Raw genomic sequence first — 21,523 nt, 5'->3', positions numbered from 1 at the left:
GGCAGTTGGCGGGTCAGGGCTGTCGCAGCGGCCGGAACGCGGCCTGTACCTCGGCGGCGAAGAGTTCCGGCTCCTCCCAGGCCGCGAAGTGGCCGCCACGGTCGACCTCGTTGAAGTACGCGAGGCCCGGGTAGACGGTCTCGGCCCAGCTGCGGGGCGCGGCCCAGATCTCGCCGGGGAACGCCGTGAAGCCGACCGGTACGGCGACCGGTGGCGGAGGCTGGCCGGCCGCGTCGGCGGCTGCCTGGAAGCGCCCGAACTCCCAGTACCACCGGGCGGACGAGGCGCCGGTTCCGGTCAGCCAGTACAGGGTGATGTTGTCGACGACGGTTTCCCGGCTGAGACCACCCACCGGCTCGCCGTCGACGAAGGCGCGGGAGATCTTGTAGTAGCTGTCCGTGTCGTGGTCAAGCATCCAGGCCGCCAGCCCGACGGGTGAGTCGAGCAGCGAGTAGCCGATCGTCTGGGGTCGGGTGGTCTGTTCCAGGAAGTAGCCGAAACCGTCCATGGTGAACGTGGCGAGCGCCTCGTGCGCCGCGCGTTCCGGCTCCGATTTCGCCGGCAGCTGGTCCTTGAGACCGATCGCCGCGGCGAGCAGGTTGACGTGGATGCCGACCAGCCCGTCGGGTGCCTGACGGCCCATCGCGTCCGTGACGGAGGCGCCCACGTCGCCGCCTTGCGCGACGTAGCGCGGGTAGCCGAGGCGGTTCATCAGCTGTGCCCACGCGCGTGCCATTCGGGCGGAGTCCCAACCGGGCTCGGCCGGCTCGCCGGAGAAGCCGTAACCGGGCAGGGACGGCAGCACCAGATGGAAGGCGTCCTCGGGCCGCCCGCCGTGCGCCGTCGGATCGGTGAGCGGGCCGACCACCCCGAGCAGTTCGACGACCGAGCCCGGCCAGCCGTGCGTCATGATCAGAGGCAGGGCGTTCTCATGCGGGGACCGTACGTGGATGAAATGGATCTCGACGCCGTCGATCTCGGTCGTGTACTGCGGCAGGGCGTTCAACCTGGCCTCGCACGCGCGCCAGTCGTACTCGGTGGTCCAGTAACGGGCCAGTTCCTGGACCGTCGCCAGCTGCACGCCCTGGGAGCGGTCGGCGACCAACTCCCGGGTGGGCCAGCGGGTGGCCGTGATCCGGCGACGCAGATCCGTGAGCGCCTCCTCCGGCGTGTCGAGACGGAAGGGACGCACCTCGTCGTCCTGGGACATGCTCACCACCTGTCGGGTCGGATCGCGCGGCACCGGCCCGGCCGAGCCGTACGCGCTCATCCTCACATCGGGGTGCCGACGGGGGGACCGGAACAGGATTTGTGGATGGCCCCCGCCTTTCGGCATCCCGGGCCCGCACGTCGCACTAGGGTCGATGGCGAAGGACGCCGACCGGACCGGTACGGGGCAGGCAGGGACGAGGTCGGGGAGCGGGGGCGGTGTTGGCCGACGGGTGCGGCGCACAAGATGTACGGCGTGGCCCGCGACCGGTTCCGCGCGGCTGAGTGCCGGGGCTGACGGGGTGGCGGTGGTGGCGGGTACGTCCTACCGGCCGCGACGTGCCGACGGTCACGCCGTTCGAGATCTTCTTCGACCTGGTCTTCGTCTTCACCCTCACCCGGATCGTCGCGTTCATGGGGAAGCCACCGGATCCGGTGGCGATGGGTCGCGGGTTGCTGTTGCTGATGCTGCTCTGGTTCGCCTGGTCGGGGTATCTCTGGCTGGGTAACCAGACCCGGGTCGATCGACCGCCGGTACGCGTACTGGTGCTGGCCGCGATGGCCGGGTTCTTCGTCGCCGCGCTGGTCATGCCGGGCGCCTGGGACAGCGCGTCGGGTCTGGACGGGCCGCTGCTGCTGGCCCTGTCGTACGTGCTGCTGCGCGCGGTCCACCTGGCGCTCTACCACTGGGCGGGCGAGCCGGCGCTGCGGCGGCGGATCCGGCGTTTCGCCGTGGCGAGTGTGCTGGCCTGGTTTCCGCTGCTGGTCGGTGCCGCGCTCGGCGGATGGGCGCAGACCTGGCTGTGGGCCCTGGCCTTCCTGGTCGAGATCGGCGGGCAGCGCGGCGTGGTGCAGAACCGCCTGGGCGGGTGGCCGGTGCGCAGCCCCGAGTACTTCGCCGAACGGCACGGGCTGGTCCTGATCATCGCGCTGGGCGAGTCGTTCCTCGCCGCCGGCGTGGGCGTCGGCACCATGGTCATCAAGCTTCCGGTGCTCGCCGGCGCGGTGATCGGTTTCATCCTGATCGCGTGCCTGTGGGCGGTCCACTTCGACCGGGTCAGTCCGCTCGCGGAGCAGGCGCTGTTGCGGGCCGACGGTGAGCGGCGGGACCGGATCGGCGCGGACGCCTACTCGCTGGGACATTTGCCGCTGATCGCCGGGGTGCTCTATACGGCGCTGGGGTTCGAGGACGTGCTGGCGTTGATCTCCGCCGCCGACACGCCGGGTGGGGAACCCCTCGGCTGGCCGGGAGTGGTGGCGCTCTACGGGGGCACCGCGTTCTATCTGCTGGGCACCCTGCTGGTGCGCTATCTGTCCGGGTGGGGCACCCGGGCGGGCCACCTGGTCGTCGCCGTCGTACCGCTGCTTCTGCTGCCGGTCGGCCGGGCGCTACCGGCCCTGCTCGCCATCGGGCTGCTCGCCGCCTACCTGGTCGGCCTGGTCCTGCTGCCCCGGCTGACACCCGGCGGGCGTCAGCCGGCGTGGTCGCCAGCGGCCCGGTGACACGGTCAGCGGAAGGACCAGGTCACCGGCGCCGGGCCGGCGGACTGATCAGGCGTTTCCGGTACCTGACTCACCGACCGTCACCGCGACCCTGGGGATCAGCCCGACGGCGGGGTCGTAGCGGACCGGAACGGGATCGCTGAGTTCCCCGACGAACTCGCCGTCGGCGTGCTCGACGAAGCCGATGAGGGACCAGCCGTCGCCGTCGGGGACCAGGCGGGGCGCGTACAGGTGCGGTTGCGCGACCGGCCGGGCGGCGGCGATGTCCCAGGGCCCGCGCACCGTGGGTCCGGTGGCGACCCAGAGCCGCGACTCGGGTTCCCGGCCGGCGGCGAAGGCGTTGGTGCAGAACAGCAGCAGCGGCTGTCCGTCGATGACGGCGACCTGTGGCACCTCCAGGTGACCGAAGCCGCCCGGCATGGACAACGGCGGCCGAACCGTCCAGTTGACCAGGTCGGGGGAGGTCGCGTGGCCGACGACACCGCGCGTGTCGCCCGGTCCCTGGTTGGTGCGGGCGGTGATCAGCATGTGCCAACCGTCGCCGTCGGGGTCCGGGAAGACCCATGGGTCGCGCCAGGCCTGCTCGTACCACAGCTCGCGGTCGAGCAGCTCGTACCAGGTCGGGTCGGCTTCGAGCAGCAGCCCGTCGCCGTGCCGCTGCCAGGTGACCAGGTCGTCGGAGACGGCCAGGCCGATGCGCTGCACCAGGCCGTCCTCGGCCCGGGCGACCCCGGTGTAGAAGAGGTACCAACGCTGGTCCGGGCCGCGGACCGTGCAGCCGGTCCAGGTCGCCAGGTCGTCCCAGGCGGGTGCGTCGGCGGGTACGAGCGCGTCGGCGCGCAGTTGCCAGGAGCGCAGGTCGGTGGAGACCGCGTGGCCGATCGAGGCGCGCCGGTGGCGGCGGTGGGGGTCGAGCAGGGCCCGGGAGGCACGCAGGAAGAACGCGTGCCAGTGGCCGTCGTCGTCCTGGGTGTACCAGCTGTCCCACACCCAGTGGTCGGGCAGTCGAAGCATGGCCGGAAACGTACCAGTGAATCGGTTTAGCGACTACAGCGGGTGCGAGGGCGCCGCCGGGGAGACGGTGAAGCTCAGGCGGCGGGGGCGGCCACCGACCGCCGCCGGCGGAGCGGCATCGGCACGAGCGACGCGCCGCCGTCACCCCCGTCGAGCAGCACCTCCACCGCACGGCGGCCCATCTGTTCGTGTGGCAGTGCCGCCGTGGACAGACCCGGCCGCAGCCACGCGGCGATCGGGTCGTCGTCGAAGGAGATCACCGAGAGGTCGCCGGGGATGCTCAGGCCGGCCTCGCCGAGCGCCTGGTACGCGCCGAAGGCGAGTCGGTCGTTCATGCAGATCACCGCAGTGGGCCGGGTCGGGCGGTCCAGCAACGTCCGCATGGCGGCGTAGCCGTGCTCCGGTAGCCACTCGGGGCAGAAGCCCTCGGTGAGCAGTGCGACACCGGCGGCGGCGAGGGTGCTCCGGATGCCGCGCAGCCGGGCGTCGGCGGCCAGCGAGATCTCCGGGTCGATTTCCTTCTGCCGGTTGCGGCCGATCAGGGCGATCCGGTCCCGGTGGCCCTGGGCGAGCAGCGTCTCGGCGATCATCGCGCCGGCGCCCTCGTCGTCGGGCAGCACGCAGGGCAATGGCTCCGGACTGGTCGCGTTGAGCAGCACCACCGGACCGCCGAGGATGGCCGGCGGCACCGCCAGCCGGCGGGTCGCCATGGCCGCGTAGATCACGCCGTCGACCTGACGGTCGAGGATGGCCTCGATGGCGTACCGCTCGAATGTCGCGTCGCCCTGCGTCTCGGTGATCAGCAGGACATGGTCGCGCTCGCGGGCGGCGTCCAGCGCCCCGCGGATGAGGCCACCGGCGAACCGGGTGGTGGCGACGATGTCGGAGACGAACGCGATGGTCGCGGTCTTGCGGGTCCGCAGGCTGCGGGCGGCCACGTTCGGTCGGTAGCCGAGTTCCTCCGCTGCCGCGAAGACCCGCTGGTGCGCCTCGGCGGAGAGCCGGGTGCCCTCGCGCCCGTTCAGCACCATCGACGCGGCGGTCTTGGACAGACCGGCCCGTCGCGCCACGTCGGCCAGTGTCGCTCTCTCACGGCCCATTACGTCCTCCGATCACGGCGGCCATCCCGACGCCGCCGTCGTCCCATCATGCTGGGTCGAGTCACTTCCGTGGTCACCGGCGGTGCGTCCGGCCTGGCCGGGGGCCGGTGAACCAGTTGTTTCCAGACCGTTGCGAACTCGTCCTTGACAGTCCCCGGCGACGCGCGCATGCTCTGCTAAATCAGTTTAGCGACGTGGTTTCGCCTCTGCGGTGGACGCCTTCGCGTCTTCCGACGTCATATTGGGTACCGCGGGCCGCGAGCCGGGGTTCGGCACGCGACGTGCGACACGTGGCGGCCGGCGGGCCGGGCTCGTGGCGGTCGCCACGGACGGCCGGCAGCCGGTCCGGCGCGCGGATGAGTCAAGGAGCATGAGGTGCCGGAGTTCTCGACAAGATTCACCCGACGCCGGTTGGCACTGCTGGTGCCCCTACTGGGCGTCAGCCTGGCCATCACCGCCTGTAGCGCACCGGGTTCGGAGGAGACCCCTGCGGGGGACTCCGACGCTCCGGTGAGCACCGAGCTGGGTACCGACCCGATCACCCTGGAAATGTACGCCGAGACCGGCTTCCCGCTGGCCAAGGCCCTCGCGGACGAGTTCACCAAGCAGCACCCGAACGTCACGTTCAACGTCCGCGAGGACCAGTTCACCGTCATCACGGAGAACGCGCCCCGGGTGCTCGCCTCCGACAACGCGCCCGACATCATCCGCCTGCCCACCATGGTCGACCTGGTCAAGGACGGGCTGCTGAAGAACCTGGACCCGTACTTCGACGCGTACGGCTGGGACAAGTTCCCCGCCTCGTCCCTGATCCAGCTGCGCCTGTCCGACGGCGGTGCGGTGCGGGGCAGTGGCTCGCTGTACGGCATGGGGCTGGGCTACAGCGTGACCGGCGTCTTCTACAACAAGAAGCAGGCCGAGCAGGTCGGCATGACCCAGCCGCCGGCCACCATCGCCGAGTTCGAGGAACTGCTGGCCAAGGCGAAGGCGGCCAACCTCCAGCCGATCATGCAGTTCAACAAGAACACCGCAGGCATCAACTTCCCGCACCAGGCGCTGCAGAACCAGTACGGCGACCCGACCGCCATCGCCGACTGGATCTTCCAGAAGCCGGGCGCGACCTTCGACACGCCGGCGGCGCTCAAGGCCACCCAGACCATCCAGAAGTGGGCGGAGGCCGGCTACTTCCCGAAGGACGCCAACGCCATCGACTACACGGCGATGATGGGCGAGTTCCAGAAGGGCAACGGCCTGTTCATGTTCAACGGCGACTGGGAGTCGGGCAACCTGGACAAGAACATGGCCGGCGAGGTCGGCTTCTTCCTCTTCCCGGGTGAGACCGCCGACGCCAAGCGGGTCGCGATGTCCGCGCCGAACACGTTCGGCGTCGGCGCCAAGGCCAAGAACCCCGACGCCGCGGCCTTCTTCCTCAACTGGGTGCACACCAACGACAAGGCCCGGGAAATCTCGGTCACCATCGGCGGTTCGCACCCGGGCGGCCCGGCCGACCTGGCCCTTCCGCCGGTGTCGGAGGGCACCGTGCTCGCCGAGACGCTCAAGGCGTCCCAGCAACTCGGCGCGGACAACGGCGCGGTCGACTTCACCGCGAACGCCACCGGCGGCATCTTCGCCGCCGCGATCACCCCCGAGATGCAGAAGCTGATCGCCGGCCAGCAGACCCCCGAGGGGTACGTGAAGGCGGTCCAGGCCGAGTACGAGAAGGAATTGTCCCGATGACGTCTGCCCTCGGCAGCGCCCCGGCCGGGTCGGGCACCGCGTCCCGACCCGGCCGGGGGGACACCCGGTCACCCGCGCGGCCCCACCGGAAGCGGTGGGGCCGCACGGTCCGGTGGTCCGGGTGGCTCTGGGTCCTGCCCGCACTGATCATGTACGGCGTCTTCGTGCTGCGTCCGCTCGTGCTGACCATGCAGTACTCGCTGTACCACTGGAACGGCATCGGCGCGGCCCGCTGGGCGGGGCTGGACAACTACCTCACGGTCTTCACCGACCGCGACCTGCTGAAGATCATCTCGAACGCGTTCATTCTGATCATCTTCTTCAGCTTCATCCCGGTCCTGCTCGGCCTGCTGGTGGCCAGCCTGGTCCGGCGGATCACCACCGGCCCGGCCGGCACCATGGTCCGGACCGTGCTGTTCCTGCCCCAGGTGATCCCGCTCGTCGCGGCCGGCATCGCCTGGAGCTGGGTGCTCTCCACCAACGGCCTGGTCAACCAGGCGCTGCGGGCCGTCGGGCTGGACGGCGTCACCCGCGCCTGGCTCGGCGAGTTCGACACCGCGCTGCCGGCGGTGGGCGTCATCGGCACCTGGGTCATGCTCGGTCTCTGCACGATCCTGCTGATCACCGGCATGAGCAAGATCGACCCGTCGCTCTACGAGGCCGCCCGCATCGACGGCGCCGGCCCGGTACGGGAGTTCTTCGCGGTCACCCTGCCCAGCCTGCGCCAGGAGATCGGGATCTGCCTGACCGTGACCATCATCGCGGCGCTGGCCAGCTTCGACATCGTCTACATCTCCACCAGCGGTGGCCCGGGGATCCAGACCACCGTGCCCGGCCTGGAGATCTATCGGCTCGCCTTCTCCCAGCGTCAGGTCGGCCTCGCCTCGGCCCTCGCGGTGGTGCTGATGGCGCTGGTGCTGGTGTGCGTACTGCCGATCCAGCGGCTGACCCGGGGAGAGAAGTGATGAACCTGACCACCCGCAGCGAGCGGCTGACCGGACGGATCTTCCTGATCGCGCTGGTCGTGGTCACCCTGCTGCCGTTCCTGAGCATGCTGTCGGCGGCGTTGCAACCGCGCGGCACCGTGCCCACCGGCCTGGCCTGGCCCACCGATCCGCAGTGGGGCAACTTCGTCGACGCGTTCACCGCCGCGAACATGGGCGCGCTGCTGAAGTCCAGCGCGCTGATCGTTGCCGGGGTGGTGCCGGTCGGCGTACTCATCGCGACCATGGCCGGGTTCGGCCTCGGCCACCTGCGGGTGCCCGGCGGTCACCTCGCCTTCGGGCTGCTGCTGCTCGGCCTGACCCTGCCCTTCGAGGCGGTGGTCACCCCGCTGTACTACCAGATGCGGGACCTGGGCCTGCTCAACACCCGTTGGGCGATCGTCCTGCCGTTGATCGGCCTCTACATGCCGTTCGCGGTCTTCTGGATGCGCGCCCACTTCATAAACGTGCCCCGGGAACTGTCCGAGGCGGCACGGGTGGACGGCAGCAACACCTGGCAGCTGTTCTGGCGGGTGCACGTACCGCTGGCCCGGCCGGCCATCGCCTCGCTGACCATCCTGCTGTTCCTCTGGACCTGGAACCAGTTCCTGCTCGCCATCGTGCTCGTCGACGATGCGACGAAGCGGACGATGGCGGGTGCCCTCGGCGCCTTCCAGGGGCAGTGGGGAACCGATCTGGTGCTGCTCTGCGCTGGCTCGCTGCTCATCCTCACGCCTACCCTGATCGTGTTCCTGATCTTCCAGCGACAGTTCATCAAGGCCCTGCTCCAGGGCTCCGTGAAGGGATAGCGGGTTGAGCGACAGCCAGATCCACGGTGACGTCGACGAGGGCTTCGGCCTGGTCGCCGACGTGTTTCGGGACAACTTCGCCCACCGGCAGGAGGTGGGCGCGGCGGTCGCCGTCTACCTGCGCGGCCGTAAGGTCGTGGACCTGCACGGCGGGCTGGCCGACGTCCGGTCGGGACGCCCCTGGACCGCAGCCACGCCTGCCGTCGTCTTCTCCTGCACCAAGGGGATCATGGCGATCTGCGCGTACCTGCTGGTGCAGGAGGGGCGGTTGGACCTCGACGCGCCGGTCACCCGCTACTGGCCGGAGTTCGGCCAGCACGGCAAGGCGGAGATCCCGGTCCGGTGGCTGCTCACCCACCAGTCCGGCCTGCCGGCGCTGGACAAGCCCTTCTCCCGCGAGGAGGTGCTCGCCTGGGAGCCGGTGATCAAGGCCATCGAGGCGCAGGCTCCCTTGTGGAAGCCGGGCACCGCGCACAGCTACCACGCGATCACCTACGGCTGGCTGATCGGCGAGGTGATCCGGCGGATCACCGGTGAGATGCCCGGTGCCTACTTCGCGCGGGCCCTCGGCGAACCGCTCGGCCTGCGTACCTGGATCGGACTGCCGGCCGCCGAGCGGGATTCGGTCGCCTGGATGCTGGCGCCCATCGGCGAACCTGTCCCGGCCAGCGACCCGGTCGCCGAGCGCGGCATCACCATGGGCGGCGCCTTCGCCTTCCCTGCCGACGAGAACGGCCTGGTCAGCTTCAACGACCCGGCCATTCAGGCCGCCCAGATCCCGGGCGCGGGCGCGGTCAGCACGGCCGAGAGCCTGGCCCGGCTCTACGCCGCCTGCGTCTCCGAGGTGGGTGCCGCGCGGCTGCTCAGCCCGGCGTCCGTCGATGACGCCGTCACGGTCCGGGTGAGTGGTCAACAGGTCTACGGGCTGCCCGATGCGGGACATCGCTGGGGCACCGGTTTCCTGGTGCACTCGGTGCCCCGCCCGATGCTCGGCGTACGCAGCTTCGGGCACGACGGCGCTGGTGGGCACCTGGCCTTCGGCGACGACGCCCACCAGGTCGGCTTCGGCTACGTCGTCAACCAGATGGGCGGCTTCGACGACGAGCGGGCCAACCTGCTCTCCGCTGCCGTCCGGGACTGCCTCGGGCGATAGGTGACCGACGGGGTGGCCCCGGCGAAGCCGCTCGACTGAGCCGGGGCACACCCGCGACCGAATCGCCGTACGGTGGTCGAATGTCGCTTGTCGATGCTGATCTCGCGATCCGGGCGGCGCAGGCCGGTGCCGAGGTGGTGCGCTCGCACCACGGCACAGCGGTGGCCCAGTTCGCGAAGTCGGGCTGGGACTTCGCCACCACCGCCGACGTTGAGGCGGAGCAGGCCATCCTCGGCGTGCTGCGGTCCGCGCGGCCCGACGACGCCGTGCTGGCCGAGGAGAGCGGACGCAGCGGCTCAGGCGGGAACGGGCGCGTCTGGCTTGTCGATCCGCTCTGCGGGACGCTCAACTTCGCCGTACACACCACGCTGGTCTCGGTCAACGTGGCCCTGCGGGTCGGCGCGCAGGTCGTGGTGGCGGCCGTCGTGGACCCGTTCGCCCAGGAGGTCTTCTGGACCGACGGCACCGACGCCCGGGTGCGGCACGCCGACACGGATCTGCAACTCACGCCGTCGACGGCGTCCGGGTTGGTGGACGTCAATCTTGATCCGCCCTATCCGAACGAGCGGGTGTTCCGGGCCGCCCGGCTGTTGGCTGACGAACGGTTCGTCGAGCGCTTCCGGCCCCGGGTCGTGTCGACCACGTTGGCGGTGGCCTGGGTTGCGGCCGGTCGGCGTGCCGCGTACATCACCGATGGCCGACTGCACGACAGCGTGCACTTCGCGGCCGGCATCGCGCTCTGTGAGGCGGCCGGCTGCGTGGTGACCGGGCTCGACGGCCAACCCTGGCGCAGCGGCCTGGGCGGGCTCGTCGCGGCGGCCGACGCGGCTACGCACGCCGACCTGTTGACGCTGGTCGCGGAGCAGGGGGAGTCGGAGTAAGGCCGGCCCGGTCAGTCGAGGCAGAACTCGTTGCCCTCGGGGTCGGTCAGCACGATGAAGCCGGCCTCAAGTGGCGGCGCGGGCTCGACCCGGCGCAGCTGCCTGGCGCCCAACGCGACCAGCCGATCACACTCGGCCTGCAATGCTGCCATCCGGGCCTCGCCGGTGAGCCCGGGCGCGGCCCGTACGTCGAGGTGCACCCGGTTCTTCACGACCTTGTCCTCCGGCACCTGCTGGAAGAACAACCGCGGACCGAGCCCGTCCGGGTCCTCAATTGCCGACCTGGTGTTGCGCTGCTCCGGCGGTACGCCGATCCGGGCGAGGAAGTCGTCCCATGCGGCCAGCGGGTCGGCGCCCTCGGGCAGGTCGACTCCGGGCGGGCCGGGATGTACGTAGCCCAGTACGTCCCGCCAGAACGTGGACAGTGCTGTCGGGTCATGAGCGTCGAAGGTGACCTGGATCTGGCGGCTCATCGGGTGCTCCAATCGGTTCGCGTTCAGGCCAGCCAATGTGCCAGGCAGGACCGACAATCTGGTGCACGACCGTGGCGGGCGGACGGTGACGCCGACGGCTCAGAATCTCCTGATCGCGTCCGCAACAAGCTAGCAATCTCAGCGTCATCGATGTTAGCGTTCGCAGCTAGCGCTTCCGCACCCGGGAAGGTGGCCAAGGTCAGGCCGATGTGATCGCCAACATCGGCGGTCGAGGTCCCCGCTCGATGGCTGTCGCGCGCCGTGTCCGTCGGCCGCTCGCAAGTCGCTGACCCCGGGTGCCCGTGCTGGCGGGCCTTCGGCCGTCTCGTGGCCGGGGTGCTGCTCGTTGGCGTAACCAATCTGATGTCTGAGGCGATTCAGCCTGCACATCTGCGGTGTTTGCGCGATCCCGGGCGTTGACGTCACATGTCTGCAAGCCCTAACGTCTGATGTCTAAGTCACGTGAACTCCACCACCCGCCACCGTGTCTTGGAGGGATCGCCATGTCCCGTACCCCGATCTTTCGTCGCACGCTGTCGGCCGTTCTTGGCGCGGCGGATCACCAGGCGCCCTGGAACGGCGGCGGTCGGCTCGCCTCGGGCCTGATGGTTAATCAGTGCCTCAGGGACGGCGGTACGAAGCTGCGGTGCCCCATCGCCACCACATGAACCCTTCGCACATCACGTCCGACGAGTGCGTCGTCGCGGCCCGACCCGGTCACGGCGCCGCGCTTCGACGCGACGTTCCGGATATGGAGGAACGACCATGAAAAACAGGGCATTGACGAGCGTGGGGCTGACGCTGCTACTCGGCGCGTCGGCCACCTTCGCGGCCGGCTGCGGTGACGGCGCGGCCGACGGGACCGGATCGGGCGGCTCGCAGGTCGTCGGGGTCGACTATCCCCGCTCCGACACGGACTTCTGGAACTCCTACATCAAGTACGTCCCGCAGTTCGCCGACGAGTTGGGCGTCGAGATCAAGACGACGAACTCGCAGAACGACATCGCCAACCTGATCTCGAACACCCAGACCTTCATCAGCCAGGGCGTCAAGGGTGTGGTGATGGCACCGCAGGACACCGCCGCCATCGCGCCGACCCTGTCCCAACTGGACAGCAAGAAGATCCCGGTGGTCACCATCGACACCCGGCCGGACACCGGCAACGTGTTCATGGTCGTTCGCGCCGACAACCGCGCCTACGGCATCAAGGCGTGCCAGTTCCTCGGCACCAAGCTCGGCGGCAAGGGCAAGGTCGTGATGCTCCAGGGCGGCCTCGACTCGATCAACGGCCGGGACCGTACCGAGGCGTTCAACGAGTGCATGCAGCAACAGTTCCCCGACATCACCGTCTTCGGAGAGGCCACCGACTGGAAGGCCGACGTGGCGGCGTCGAAGCTACAGACCCGATTCGCGTCGGACCCGGACATCAAGGGCATCTACATGCAGTCCTCGTTCGCCCTGTCCGGGACCCTTCAGATCCTCAAGCAGCGCGGTCTCCAGGTGCCGCCGAGCGATCCGAAGCACGTCTTCGTGGTCTCCAACGACGGCATTCCCGAGGAGCTGAAGAACATCGGCGAAGGGCTGATCGACGCCACGGTCAGCCAGCCGGCCGACCTCTACGCCAAGTACGGGCTGGAGTACGTGCAGGCGGCGATCGAAGGCAAGACGTTCCAGCCCGGCCCGACCGAGCACGGCAGCAACATCATCCAGGTGCGCGACGGCCTGCTGGAGGATCAACTGCCGGCGCCGCTGGTGACGCTTGACGGTGCGCCGATCGCGGGGGAACCCACCCTGAAGTTCGACGACCCGTCCCTGTGGGGCAACAACGCATGAGCGCCACCCCGCGAGGGTCGACCGACGGGCTGGGCGATGCCGGCCAGCCCGTCGTCGAGGCCGTGCGCATCACCAAACGGTTCGGGTCGACGGTGGCGCTGGCCGACGCGGGGATCGTGGTCCGCCGCGGCGAGACCCACGCCCTGGTCGGGCGTAACGGCGCCGGCAAGTCCACACTGGTCAGCATTCTCACCGGTCTGCAGGCCGCCGACGATGGCGCGGTGGCCTTCGACGGGCGTCCGGCACCGCCGCTCGGCGACCGCGACGCCTGGCGCAAGCGGGTGGCCTGCGTCTACCAGAAGTCCACGATCATCGGCACGCTCACCGTGGCGGAGAACCTCTTCCTCCACCGGCACGCCCGTGGCCGGGCCGGGTTGATCCGCTGGTCGCGGCTGCGCCGCGCGGCCGAGCAGTTGCTGGCGGAGTGGTCGGTGGAGGTCGACGTGCGCCAGCCCGCGTCGACGCTCTCCGTCGAGCAGCGGCAGTTCGTCGAGATCGCCCGGGCGCTCTCCTTCGGCGCCCGGTTCATCATCCTCGACGAGCCGACCGCCCAGCTCGACGGGGCTGGCATCAATCGGCTGTTCACCCGGATCCGGCAGCTGCGAGCGCAGGGCGTGACCTTCCTGTTCATCAGCCATCACCTTCAGGAGATCTACGAGATCTGCGACCAGGTGACGGTCTTCCGCGATGCCCGGCACATCGTCACCGCCCCGGTGGCGCAGCTGAGCCGGCCCGCACTGGTGGCCGCGATGACCGGCGAGGACGTGACCATGCCCGAGGCCGACCACCGGCCGCTGCTCGCCGACGCGCCGGTGCTGCTCGCCGTACGCGACCTGGTCACCACCTCCGGCGCCGAGCTGTCCGTCGAGGCCCGGGCGGGCGAGGTGGTCGGCATCGCGGGCGGCGGTGGCAGCGGCAAGGTCGAGGTGGCCGAAGCGATCGTCGGCCTGGCCCGGCCAGCGGGCGGGACGGTCGTTGTCGACGGGCGTGCGCTGCGGCCCGGCAGCGTGCCCGACGCCCTCGACGCGGGTGTCGGGCTGGTGCCGCAGGACCGGCACCGCGAAGGGCTGGTACCACTGCTGTCCATCGCCGAGAACGTCACCATGACCGTGCCGGATCGGATCGGTCGGCGGGGCCTCATCTCGCCGGCCCGGCGTGACGCCCTGGCCCGGGACACCATCACCGAACTGGCGATCAAGGCCGGCGGGCCACAGGTGCCGGTCTCCGAGCTGTCCGGGGGCAACCAGCAGAAAGTGGTCATGGGTCGGGCACTGGCCAGCGATCCGAAGCTGCTGGTGCTGATCACCCCGACCGCCGGGGTGGACGTGCGCTCCAAACAGACCCTGCTCGGTGTCGTCGAGGAGGTACGCCGTCGCGGTACCAGCGTGCTGGTCGTCTCCGACGAACTCGACGACCTACGGATCTGCGATCGCGTACTGGTGATGTTCCAGGGCCGGGTGGTCCGCGAGATGGCCCACGGCTGGAGCGACAACGAGCTGGTAGCTGCCATGGAAGGGGTGGATCTCCACCATGTCTGAGACGCTCTCCACCACCGCGCGGCCGGCAGAGACGCCACCACCACCCCGGGCCGCCGCATCGCGGAGCCTGGCCATCGCGCGGCTACGGGACCTGGCGCTGGTGCCGGCGATCATCGCGGTCGCGATCGTCGGGTCCATCGTCAGCCCGGTCTTCCTCAGCACCGACAACATCATCAACGTGCTGCAGAGCATGTCGGAGATCGCGATCGTGGTCCTCGCCCAGACCATCGTGCTGATCACCGGCAAGATGGACCTGTCGCTGGAGTCCACCTTCGGCCTCGCCCCGGGTGTCGCCGCCTGGCTGGTGGTGGATCCCGCGTTGACCCGGGGTCTCGGCCTCGACGTGCTACCGGACGCCTGGGCGGTCCCGGTCGTGCTGCTCGTCGGCGCTCTCGTCGGCGCCTTCAACGGGCTGCTCATCGTCCGCTTCGGCCTCAACGGCTTCGTCGTCACGCTGGGCATGCTGATCGTCCTGCGTGGCCTGCTCACCGGGATCTCCGGTGGTCAGACCTTCTTCATGCTGCCCGAGTCGATGACCTATCTCGGCTCCGCGACCTGGGCCGGCGTGCCGGCCTCGATCTGGCTGTCGCTGCTGCTGTTCGCCGCCGGGATCGTCGTTCTCGGTTACACCCGGGCGGGTCGGGCCTTGTACGCGATCGGCGGCAACGCCGACGCGGCCCGGGCGGCGGGTATCCGTACCGACCGGGTGCTCTGGTTGACGCTCATCGTGGCCAGTGTGCTCGCGGCGCTCGCCGGTCTGCTGATCAGCGGCCGGCTCGCGGCGGTGCCGTCGGCCCAGGGCAGCGGCGCCATCTTCCAGGTCTTCGCGGCGGCGGTGATCGGTGGCGTCAGCCTCAACGGCGGTAAGGGCAGCGTCTTCGGCGCCTTCACCGGCGTCCTGCTGCTGTTCATGATCATAAACGTGTTGACCCTGGCCGGGGTGCCTGCGCAGTGGACGAACTTTCTCAACGGCACCGTCATCCTGGTGGCCCTGGTGGTCTCCCGCATCACCGGAGGCAAGGTGCAGACGTGAGGCGGCCTGCCCGTCGGCCGGGCCCAACGCGAGGCAGCCAACAAGGCCCACCTGCTCGACCCTCAGGAGTTACTGGTGAGTGAGCGCATCTCGTCCGTAGAGACCATCGACGTACGGTTCCCCACCTCCCGGCATCGCGACGGGTCGGACGCGATGAACCCGTTCCCCGACTACTCCGCCGCGTACGTGGTGCTGCGGACCTCGGCCGGCGCCGAGGGTCACGGGCTGGTCTTCACCGTGGGCCGGGGCACCGACCTCCAGGTGGCGGCGGTGCAGGCGCTCGCCCCGATGGTGGTCGGCCAGCCGGTCGACGAGCTGATCGCCGATCCGGGCTCGCTGGCCCGCCGGCTCGTCGGCGACAGCCAGATCCGCTGGCTCGGGCCGGAGAAGGGGGTCGTGCACATGGCCGCCGGCGGTCTGGTCAACGCGGTGTGGGACCTCGCGGCCCGGCGGGCGGAGAAGCCACTGTGGCAGCTGCTCGCCGACCTCACCCCGGAGCAACTGGTCGCCCAGGTCGACTTCCGCTACCTGCGCGACGCCCTCACCGAGGACGAGGCGGCGGCGTTGCTGCGGGCCGCCGAGGGTGGGCGGGCCGAGCGCGAGCAGCGGCTACGGGCCGAGGGCTACCCGGCGTACACCACCACCCCCGGCTGGCTGGGCTACGACGACGAGAAGCTGGCCCGGCTCTGCCGGGAGGCGGTCGAGGCCGGCTACCGGCTGATCAAGCTCAAGGTGGGCGGGAACCTGACCGACGACATCCGCCGGATGGGCATCGCGCGTCGGGCCGTCGGCCCGGACATCCGGATCGCGGTCGACGCGAACCAGATCTGGGGTGTGCCCGAGGCGATCCGCTGGATGCGGGAGCTGGCCGAGTTCGACCCGTACTGGATCGAGGAGCCGACCTCGCCGGACGACGTGCTCGGGCACGGTGCCGTCCGCAAGGCGCTCGCCCCGGTCAAGGTGGCCACCGGTGAGCACGTGCACAACGCGGTCATGTTCAAGCAGTTGCTCCAGGCCGACGCCGTCGACGTGGTGCAGATCGACGCCTGTCGCGTCGCCGGGGTCAACGAGAACCTGGCGGTTCTGCTGCTCGCCGCGAAGTTCGGGGTGCCGGTCTGCCCGCACGCCGGGGGAGTGGGGCTGTGCGAGCTGGTGCAGCACCTGGCCATGTTCGACTTTGTCGCGCTCAGCGGCAGCACCGAGAACCGTGCCATCGAGTACGTCGACCACCTGCACGAGCACTTCGTCGATCCGGTACGCGTCAGTGGCGGACGGTACCTCGCGCCCGACGCGCCCGGCATGAGCGCCCGGATCCTGCCCGACTCGCTGGCGCGGTACCGCTTCCCGGACGGCCCGGCGTGGGCGGACGCGTCGCTCATGGCGGGAGCACGGCAGACATGATCAGCGTTGCGGCCGGACTGTACGGCACCGTCCTGGTGCCGGCGGGTCGCTGCCGTCCCGACGAGGCTGCCGAGTTCCTCAGCCACATCACCGTTCAGCGCGGGTCGTCTGATGTCTGGCTGAACCCAGTCGATCCGCCTGATCCGATCCGGCTGACCGAGGATCGTCGGACACCGCCGACGAAGCAGAACCGGCGGGGCGTGCCGGCGGCCGGCCTCCGCCCCGGGCCGGACGACCGCGCCGGGCGGTGCCTACCCGTCCGTCGACGTCGCGGCGAGCACGGTGCGCAGCCACGCCTCGGAGGTGTTGACGTGCAGCAGGGCGCTGGCCTGCGCCAGCAACTGGTCACGCGCGCGCAGCGCGAGGTAGATCGTGTGGTGCTCCTCGATGGTCTGGTGCGCCGCGTTGCCCTCTATCAACCCGCGCCACACCCGGGCCCGCAGCGTGCGGCCGGAGAGCCCGTCCAGCAGCGAGGTGAGGGTCTCGTTGCCGGTGGTGGCGATGACGGTGTGGTGGAAGGCGGCGTCGAACTGGATCAGCTTCTCGGCGTCGTCGGCCGCCGCGCGCATGTCCTCCAGGATCTGGCCCAGCTCGTCGAGGTCGGCGTCGGTCATCCGCAACGCCGCCAGGCCGGTCGCCATCGGCTCCAGCATCCGGCGTACCTCCATGACCTCCAGGAGGGTGTCGTCACGCAGCAGTTCCACCGCGACGCCGAGCCCTTGCAGCAACAGCCGGGGGGCGAGGCTTGTCACGTACGTCCCGTCGCCGCGTCGCACGTCGAGCACCCGAGCCGATTCGAGCACCTTGACGGCTTCCCGGACGCCACTTCGGGAGAGCCCCATCTGGGCGGCCAGTTGCGGCTCCGGTGGCAACCGCGTCCCCGGGGGCAGCTCACCGCTCTGGATCATGCTCCGGATCTTCGCGATCGCGTCGTCGGTCAGTGCCATGCACGCCCCCTTCGGACGGGTCAGCCGGACGCCGGCCGGCACCCGACGCCCGGGACAGGCGCCGGCGACCCTCACCACTATAGAGACATCGGACGTTTGCCGGCGACGCTGCTCGCTCGCCGTGCGGCTGCCGGGACCAGGATCAATCGACCTCACCGGAGGATGTGACGTGCGACGTTACGGCATGGTGATCCGGCTCAGGCCGGAGCACCGGGACACCTACCTACGGCTGCACGCCGCGGTCTGGCCCGCTGTCGAGCAGACGCTGCGCGAGGGGAACATCCGCAACTTCACCATCTTCCTCCACGGCGACCTGTTGTTCGGCTACTACGAGTACGTCGGCGACGATCACGACGCGGACCAGCGTCGGATGGCCGACGACCCGCAGACGCAGGCGTGGTGGAAGCTGACCGACCCGTGCCAGGAGTCGATCGCCGAACCCGGATCGGGGCACTGGTGGGCCCCGATGCAGGAAATCTGGCACCTGACCGAGGAGGTGCCCTGACCTGTCCGACCAGCACCCCTGACCGGTGGCCGGCTGCTCGTGCTCGCCGTGTCGCCTGAGCGCGCCGCAGCGGACCGGCGCTGACGCCGATCCGCCGGTAGCTCCGACTACATCTGATGAATATGGTTAATCGAGCTTCCCGCTCGGTGTGTGGTCCGGTCTGCCCGGGCGGCCGACCGGGTGCGGTAGCGCCTTGCCTTGAGGCCGTCTAACCCCTGATGGAAGCGACATCGACCGGCTGGCGAACACGTCGACCCGGTGCCTGGATCGACCGTTGCCTATCGGCTTGGTCGGCGGTAACCTACGCGAAACACATCAGACGTCTGGGCCGTTCTGGGTCTGCCGGCGATCAGTGAGGCTTCGCATGGCCGGATCGGTCTCGGTTGGAGGATCGATGTCAGACCTGACTCGACGGCAGGCCCTCAAGATCGGTGCGGCGGGTGCGGGCGGCAGCCTGCTGCCGCTGCCGTGGACCGCCGCGGCCCGAGCGGACTCGGCGGCACCGCCACAGGTGTTGGCCGCCGGTGACCTCGCGCTCTGGTACGACGAGGCCGCCGGCACCGACTGGTTGCGGGCGCTGCCGATCGGCAACGGCCGGCTCGGCGCCATGGTCTTCGGCAACGTCGACGCGGAGCGGTTACAGCTCAACGAGGACACCGTCTGGGCCGGCGGACCGCACGACCCGAGCAACCCCCGTGGGCTGGGCGCGCTGGCCGAGATCCGGCGTCTGGTCTTCGCCAACCAGTGGACCCAGGCTCAGAACCTGATCAATCAGAACATGCTCGGCAACCCGGTCGGGCAGTTGGCGTACCAGACCGTCGGCAATCTCCGGCTGGCCGTCCCGACCTCGGGCGGAGCGTCGCAGTACGAGCGGCAGTTGGACCTCACCACCGCGACGACAAGCGTGTCGTACGTGATGAACGGCGTGCGGTACCAGCGGGAGACGTTCGCCAGCGCGCCGGATCAGGTCATCGCGATGCGGCTGACCGCCGACCGGGCCGGCTCGATCACCTTCACCGCCACGTTCGACAGTCCGCAGCGGACCTCCGTCTCCAGCCCGGACGGCAGCACGATCGCCCTCGACGGGGTCTCCGGCAATCAGGAGGGCGTCAACGGCGCGGTGCGTTTCCTGGCGCTGGCCAACGCTACCGTCAGCGGCGGCACCGTGAGCAGTTCCGGTGGCACGTTGCGGGTCACCGGTGCCACCAGCGTGACCCTGCTGGTCTCGATCGGTTCCAGCTACGTCAACTACCGCAACGTCGGCGGCGACTACCAGGGCATCGCGCGGCGGCACCTCTCCGCCGCGCGGGCCAGCAGCTACGACCAGCTGCGCGCTCGGCACGTCGCCGACTACCAGGCGCTGTTCGGGCGGGTCAGCCTCGACCTGGGCCGCACCTCCGCCGCGGACCAGCCGACCGACGTGCGGATAGCGCAGCACAACAGCGTCAACGATCCGCAGTTCTCCGCGCTGCTGTTCCAGTTCGGTCGGTACCTGCTGATCTCGTCCTCCCGGCCGGGCACCCAGCCGGCCAATCTCCAGGGCATCTGGAACGATTCCCTCACGCCGGCCTGGGACTCGAAGTACACCATCAACGCCAACCTGCCGATGAACTACTGGCCGGCCAACACCACGAACCTGTCCGAGTGCCACGCACCGGTCTTCGACATGGTCCGGGATCTCGCGGTGGCCGGGGCCCGCACCGCCCAGGTGCAGTACGGCGCGGGCGGCTGGGTCACCCACCACAACACCGACGCCTGGCGAGCCACCTCGGTGGTCGACGGTGCCTTCTGGGGCATGTGGCAGACCGGCGGCGCCTGGCTGGCCACCCTGATCTGGGACCACTACCTGTTCACCGGGGACGTCGAGTTCCTCCGGGCGAACTACCCGGCGATGAAGGGTGCGGCGCAGTTCTTCCTCGACACCCTGGTGACCGAGCCGAGCCTCGGCTACCTGGTGACCAACCCGTCGAACTCGCCGGAGATCGGGCACCACGCCGACGCCAGCGTGTGCGCCGGGCCCACGATGGACAACCAGATCCTGCGGGATCTCTTCGACGGGTGCGCCCGGGCCAGCGAGATTCTCAACACCGACGCCACCTTCCGGGCGCAGGTCCGGGCCACCCGGGACCGGCTCGCGCCGAACCGCATCGGGTCGCGCGGCAACATCATGGAATGGCTGTACGACTGGGTCGAGACCGAGCGGAACCACCGGCACATCTCGCACCTCTACGGGCTGGCGCCCAGCAACCAGATCACCCGGCGGGGTACCCCTCAGCTGTTCGAGGCGGCCCGGCGCACCCTGGAGATCCGGGGTGACGACGGCACCGGCTGGTCGCTGGCCTGGAAAATCAACTTCTGGGCCCGGATGGAGGAAGGCAACCGCGCCCATGACCTGATCCGCTTCCTCGCCACCCCGGCCCGGCTCGCGCCGAACATGTTCGACCTGCACCCGCCGTTCCAGATCGACGGCAACTTCGGCGCCACCGCCGGCATCGCCGAGATGTTGCTGCACAGCCACGTCGGTGAGCTGCACATCCTGCCGGCCCTGCCGGCGGCCTGGCCCAATGGACGGGTCAGCGGCCTGCGCGGTCGGGGCGGTCACACCGTCGGCATCACCTGGAGCAACGGCCAGGCCACCGAGATCCTCGTCCGGCCGGACCGGGCCGGCACCGTCCGGCTGCGAGGCCGGATGTTCACCGGTAACCACACCGTGGTCGATGCCGCCGACGGCACCCCGGCCCGGACCACGAAGGTCGAGAGTGACCTGATCGAGGTCACCGTCGCGGCGGGGCGCACCTACCGGGCCACCGGGTCCGGCGGCACGCCCACCGCACCGCCGCTGGAGCAGAGCTTCACAAACGTCAGCACCACAAACGACAGCAACACCGGCGTCGGCAACTTCGACGGCAACGGGGCCACCCTCTCCGCGCAGGCCCTGGCCCAGGCCGGGGTGACGCCGGGCAGCACGGTGAGCCGCAACGGGGTCACCTTCCGCTGGCCCAACGTCGCACCGGGCGGTGCGGACAACGCCATCGCCTCTGGGCAGTCGATCGGGCTGACCGGCACTGGCCGTACGCTCGGCTTCCTCGCCACCGGCACCTACGGGGCCGTGTCGGGCACGGCCGCGGTGGTCTACGCCGACGGCACCCGGCAGACGTTCACGCTGAGCACCCCCGACTGGTACGGCGGCCCCCACGCCGGTGGCACCGCGGCGGTCGTGATGGCGTACCAGAACCGGCCCGGCAACCAGCGGCACAACACCGCCGCCTGCGTCTACTACGTCGGGGTGGCGTTGCAGAACAAGCCGGTGGCCCGGGTGGAACTGCCGAACATCAGCGCACGTCCCGCGGCCAACGTACCGACCATGCACATCTTCGCCATCGCGATCGGCAGCTGACGGCCGA

Annotated in this window: 17 protein-coding genes; 12 read left to right on the top strand and 5 right to left on the bottom strand. The window is 70.1% G+C overall.

What is annotated here, in order from left to right; translation table 11 throughout:
- Positions 1-13: 13 nt before the first annotated feature.
- Entirely contained in the window at positions 14-1,210 is a 1,197-nt protein-coding gene (locus KBX50_RS11265; protein WP_210937038.1) for an epoxide hydrolase family protein, read from the bottom strand.
- A 338-nt stretch (positions 1,211-1,548) separates the two neighbouring features.
- Here KBX50_RS11265 and KBX50_RS11260 point away from each other — a divergent pair, with 338 nt between their 5' ends.
- Positions 1,549-2,712, top strand: coding sequence for a low temperature requirement protein A (locus tag KBX50_RS11260; RefSeq protein WP_210936893.1), 1,164 nt, complete (start codon positions 1,549-1,551; stop codon positions 2,710-2,712).
- 48 nt (positions 2,713-2,760) lie between these two features.
- Here KBX50_RS11260 and KBX50_RS11255 read toward each other — a convergent pair whose 3' ends face one another.
- Together KBX50_RS11255 and KBX50_RS11250 are read right to left on the bottom strand one after the other, a co-directional pair.
- Positions 2,761-3,726 (bottom strand): glycoside hydrolase family 68 protein, encoded by a 966-nt coding sequence (locus tag KBX50_RS11255; protein ID WP_210936891.1) that lies wholly within the window; start codon positions 3,724-3,726, stop codon positions 2,761-2,763.
- Positions 3,727-3,800: 74 nt separating this feature from the next.
- Positions 3,801-4,826, bottom strand: a complete 1,026-nt coding sequence (locus tag KBX50_RS11250) for a LacI family DNA-binding transcriptional regulator (RefSeq protein WP_210936889.1) — start codon at positions 4,824-4,826, stop codon at positions 3,801-3,803.
- 375 nt (positions 4,827-5,201) lie between these two features.
- Here KBX50_RS11250 and KBX50_RS11245 point away from each other — a divergent pair, with 375 nt between their 5' ends.
- The 5 genes from KBX50_RS11245 (at position 5,202) to KBX50_RS11225 (ending at position 10,389) form a co-directional block, all read left to right on the top strand.
- The gene (locus tag KBX50_RS11245; protein ID WP_210936886.1) at positions 5,202-6,563 is read left to right on the top strand and encodes an ABC transporter substrate-binding protein; all 1,362 of its coding nucleotides are present in this window, start codon (positions 5,202-5,204) and stop codon (positions 6,561-6,563) included.
- Positions 6,560-7,528: a carbohydrate ABC transporter permease gene (locus KBX50_RS11240; protein WP_210936884.1), complete on the top strand. Its 969-nt coding sequence runs from the start codon at positions 6,560-6,562 to the stop codon at positions 7,526-7,528. The genes KBX50_RS11245 and KBX50_RS11240 overlap by 4 nt, the downstream gene beginning before the upstream one ends.
- Positions 7,528-8,355: a carbohydrate ABC transporter permease gene (locus KBX50_RS11235; RefSeq protein ID WP_210936882.1), complete on the top strand. Its 828-nt coding sequence runs from the start codon at positions 7,528-7,530 to the stop codon at positions 8,353-8,355. The genes KBX50_RS11240 and KBX50_RS11235 overlap by 1 nt, the downstream gene beginning before the upstream one ends.
- A gap of 4 nt (positions 8,356-8,359) precedes the next feature.
- Positions 8,360-9,508 carry a serine hydrolase domain-containing protein gene (locus KBX50_RS11230; protein ID WP_210936880.1) on the top strand — a complete coding sequence of 383 codons (1,149 nt, stop codon included), beginning with the start codon at positions 8,360-8,362 and terminating at the stop codon, positions 9,506-9,508.
- Positions 9,509-9,588: 80 nt separating this feature from the next.
- Complete coding sequence (locus KBX50_RS11225) at positions 9,589-10,389, top strand: inositol monophosphatase family protein (RefSeq protein WP_210936879.1); 801 nt, start codon at positions 9,589-9,591, stop codon at positions 10,387-10,389.
- A gap of 11 nt (positions 10,390-10,400) precedes the next feature.
- Here the strand turns inward: KBX50_RS11225 and KBX50_RS11220 are convergent, their stop codons facing one another.
- Positions 10,401-10,862, bottom strand: coding sequence for a VOC family protein (locus KBX50_RS11220; RefSeq protein WP_210936877.1), 462 nt, complete (start codon positions 10,860-10,862; stop codon positions 10,401-10,403).
- 765 nt (positions 10,863-11,627) lie between these two features.
- On the opposite strand from KBX50_RS11220, the gene KBX50_RS11215 reads away from it, so the two are divergent.
- The 4 genes from KBX50_RS11215 (at position 11,628) to KBX50_RS11200 (ending at position 16,667) form a co-directional block, all read left to right on the top strand.
- Positions 11,628-12,695 carry a sugar ABC transporter substrate-binding protein gene (locus KBX50_RS11215; protein WP_210936875.1) on the top strand — a complete coding sequence of 356 codons (1,068 nt, stop codon included), beginning with the start codon at positions 11,628-11,630 and terminating at the stop codon, positions 12,693-12,695.
- Positions 12,692-14,233: a sugar ABC transporter ATP-binding protein gene (locus KBX50_RS11210; RefSeq protein ID WP_210936873.1), complete on the top strand. Its 1,542-nt coding sequence runs from the start codon at positions 12,692-12,694 to the stop codon at positions 14,231-14,233. The genes KBX50_RS11215 and KBX50_RS11210 overlap by 4 nt, the downstream gene beginning before the upstream one ends.
- Positions 14,226-15,266, top strand: a complete 1,041-nt coding sequence (locus KBX50_RS11205; protein ID WP_210936871.1) for an ABC transporter permease — start codon at positions 14,226-14,228, stop codon at positions 15,264-15,266. Before KBX50_RS11210 ends, KBX50_RS11205 begins: the two co-directional genes overlap by 8 nt.
- 75 nt (positions 15,267-15,341) lie before the next feature.
- The gene (locus tag KBX50_RS11200; protein WP_374224603.1) at positions 15,342-16,667 is read left to right on the top strand and encodes an enolase C-terminal domain-like protein; all 1,326 of its coding nucleotides are present in this window, start codon (positions 15,342-15,344) and stop codon (positions 16,665-16,667) included.
- Between the two features lie 251 nt (positions 16,668-16,918).
- Here the strand turns inward: KBX50_RS11200 and KBX50_RS11195 are convergent, their stop codons facing one another.
- On the bottom strand, positions 16,919-17,614 hold the full coding sequence (locus tag KBX50_RS11195; RefSeq protein ID WP_210936869.1) for a FadR/GntR family transcriptional regulator: 696 nt from the start codon (positions 17,612-17,614) through the stop codon (positions 16,919-16,921).
- Positions 17,615-17,783: 169 nt separating this feature from the next.
- Between KBX50_RS11195 and KBX50_RS11190 the strand changes: the two genes are divergently transcribed.
- Positions 17,784-18,119, top strand: coding sequence for an L-rhamnose mutarotase (locus KBX50_RS11190; RefSeq protein WP_210936867.1), 336 nt, complete (start codon positions 17,784-17,786; stop codon positions 18,117-18,119).
- A gap of 394 nt (positions 18,120-18,513) precedes the next feature.
- Positions 18,514-21,516: a glycoside hydrolase N-terminal domain-containing protein gene (locus KBX50_RS11185; RefSeq protein ID WP_210936865.1), complete on the top strand. Its 3,003-nt coding sequence runs from the start codon at positions 18,514-18,516 to the stop codon at positions 21,514-21,516.
- Positions 21,517-21,523: the final 7 nt, after the last annotated feature.

Origin of the sequence: Micromonospora sp. C51 (genome assembly GCF_018070435.1) — a bacterium.
In the GTDB taxonomy this organism is placed as follows: Bacteria; Actinomycetota; Actinomycetes; order Mycobacteriales; family Micromonosporaceae; genus Micromonospora; species Micromonospora sediminimaris.
Note: the sequence above shows the minus strand (reverse complement) of the source record. Positions and strands in the feature narration are given on the sequence as shown.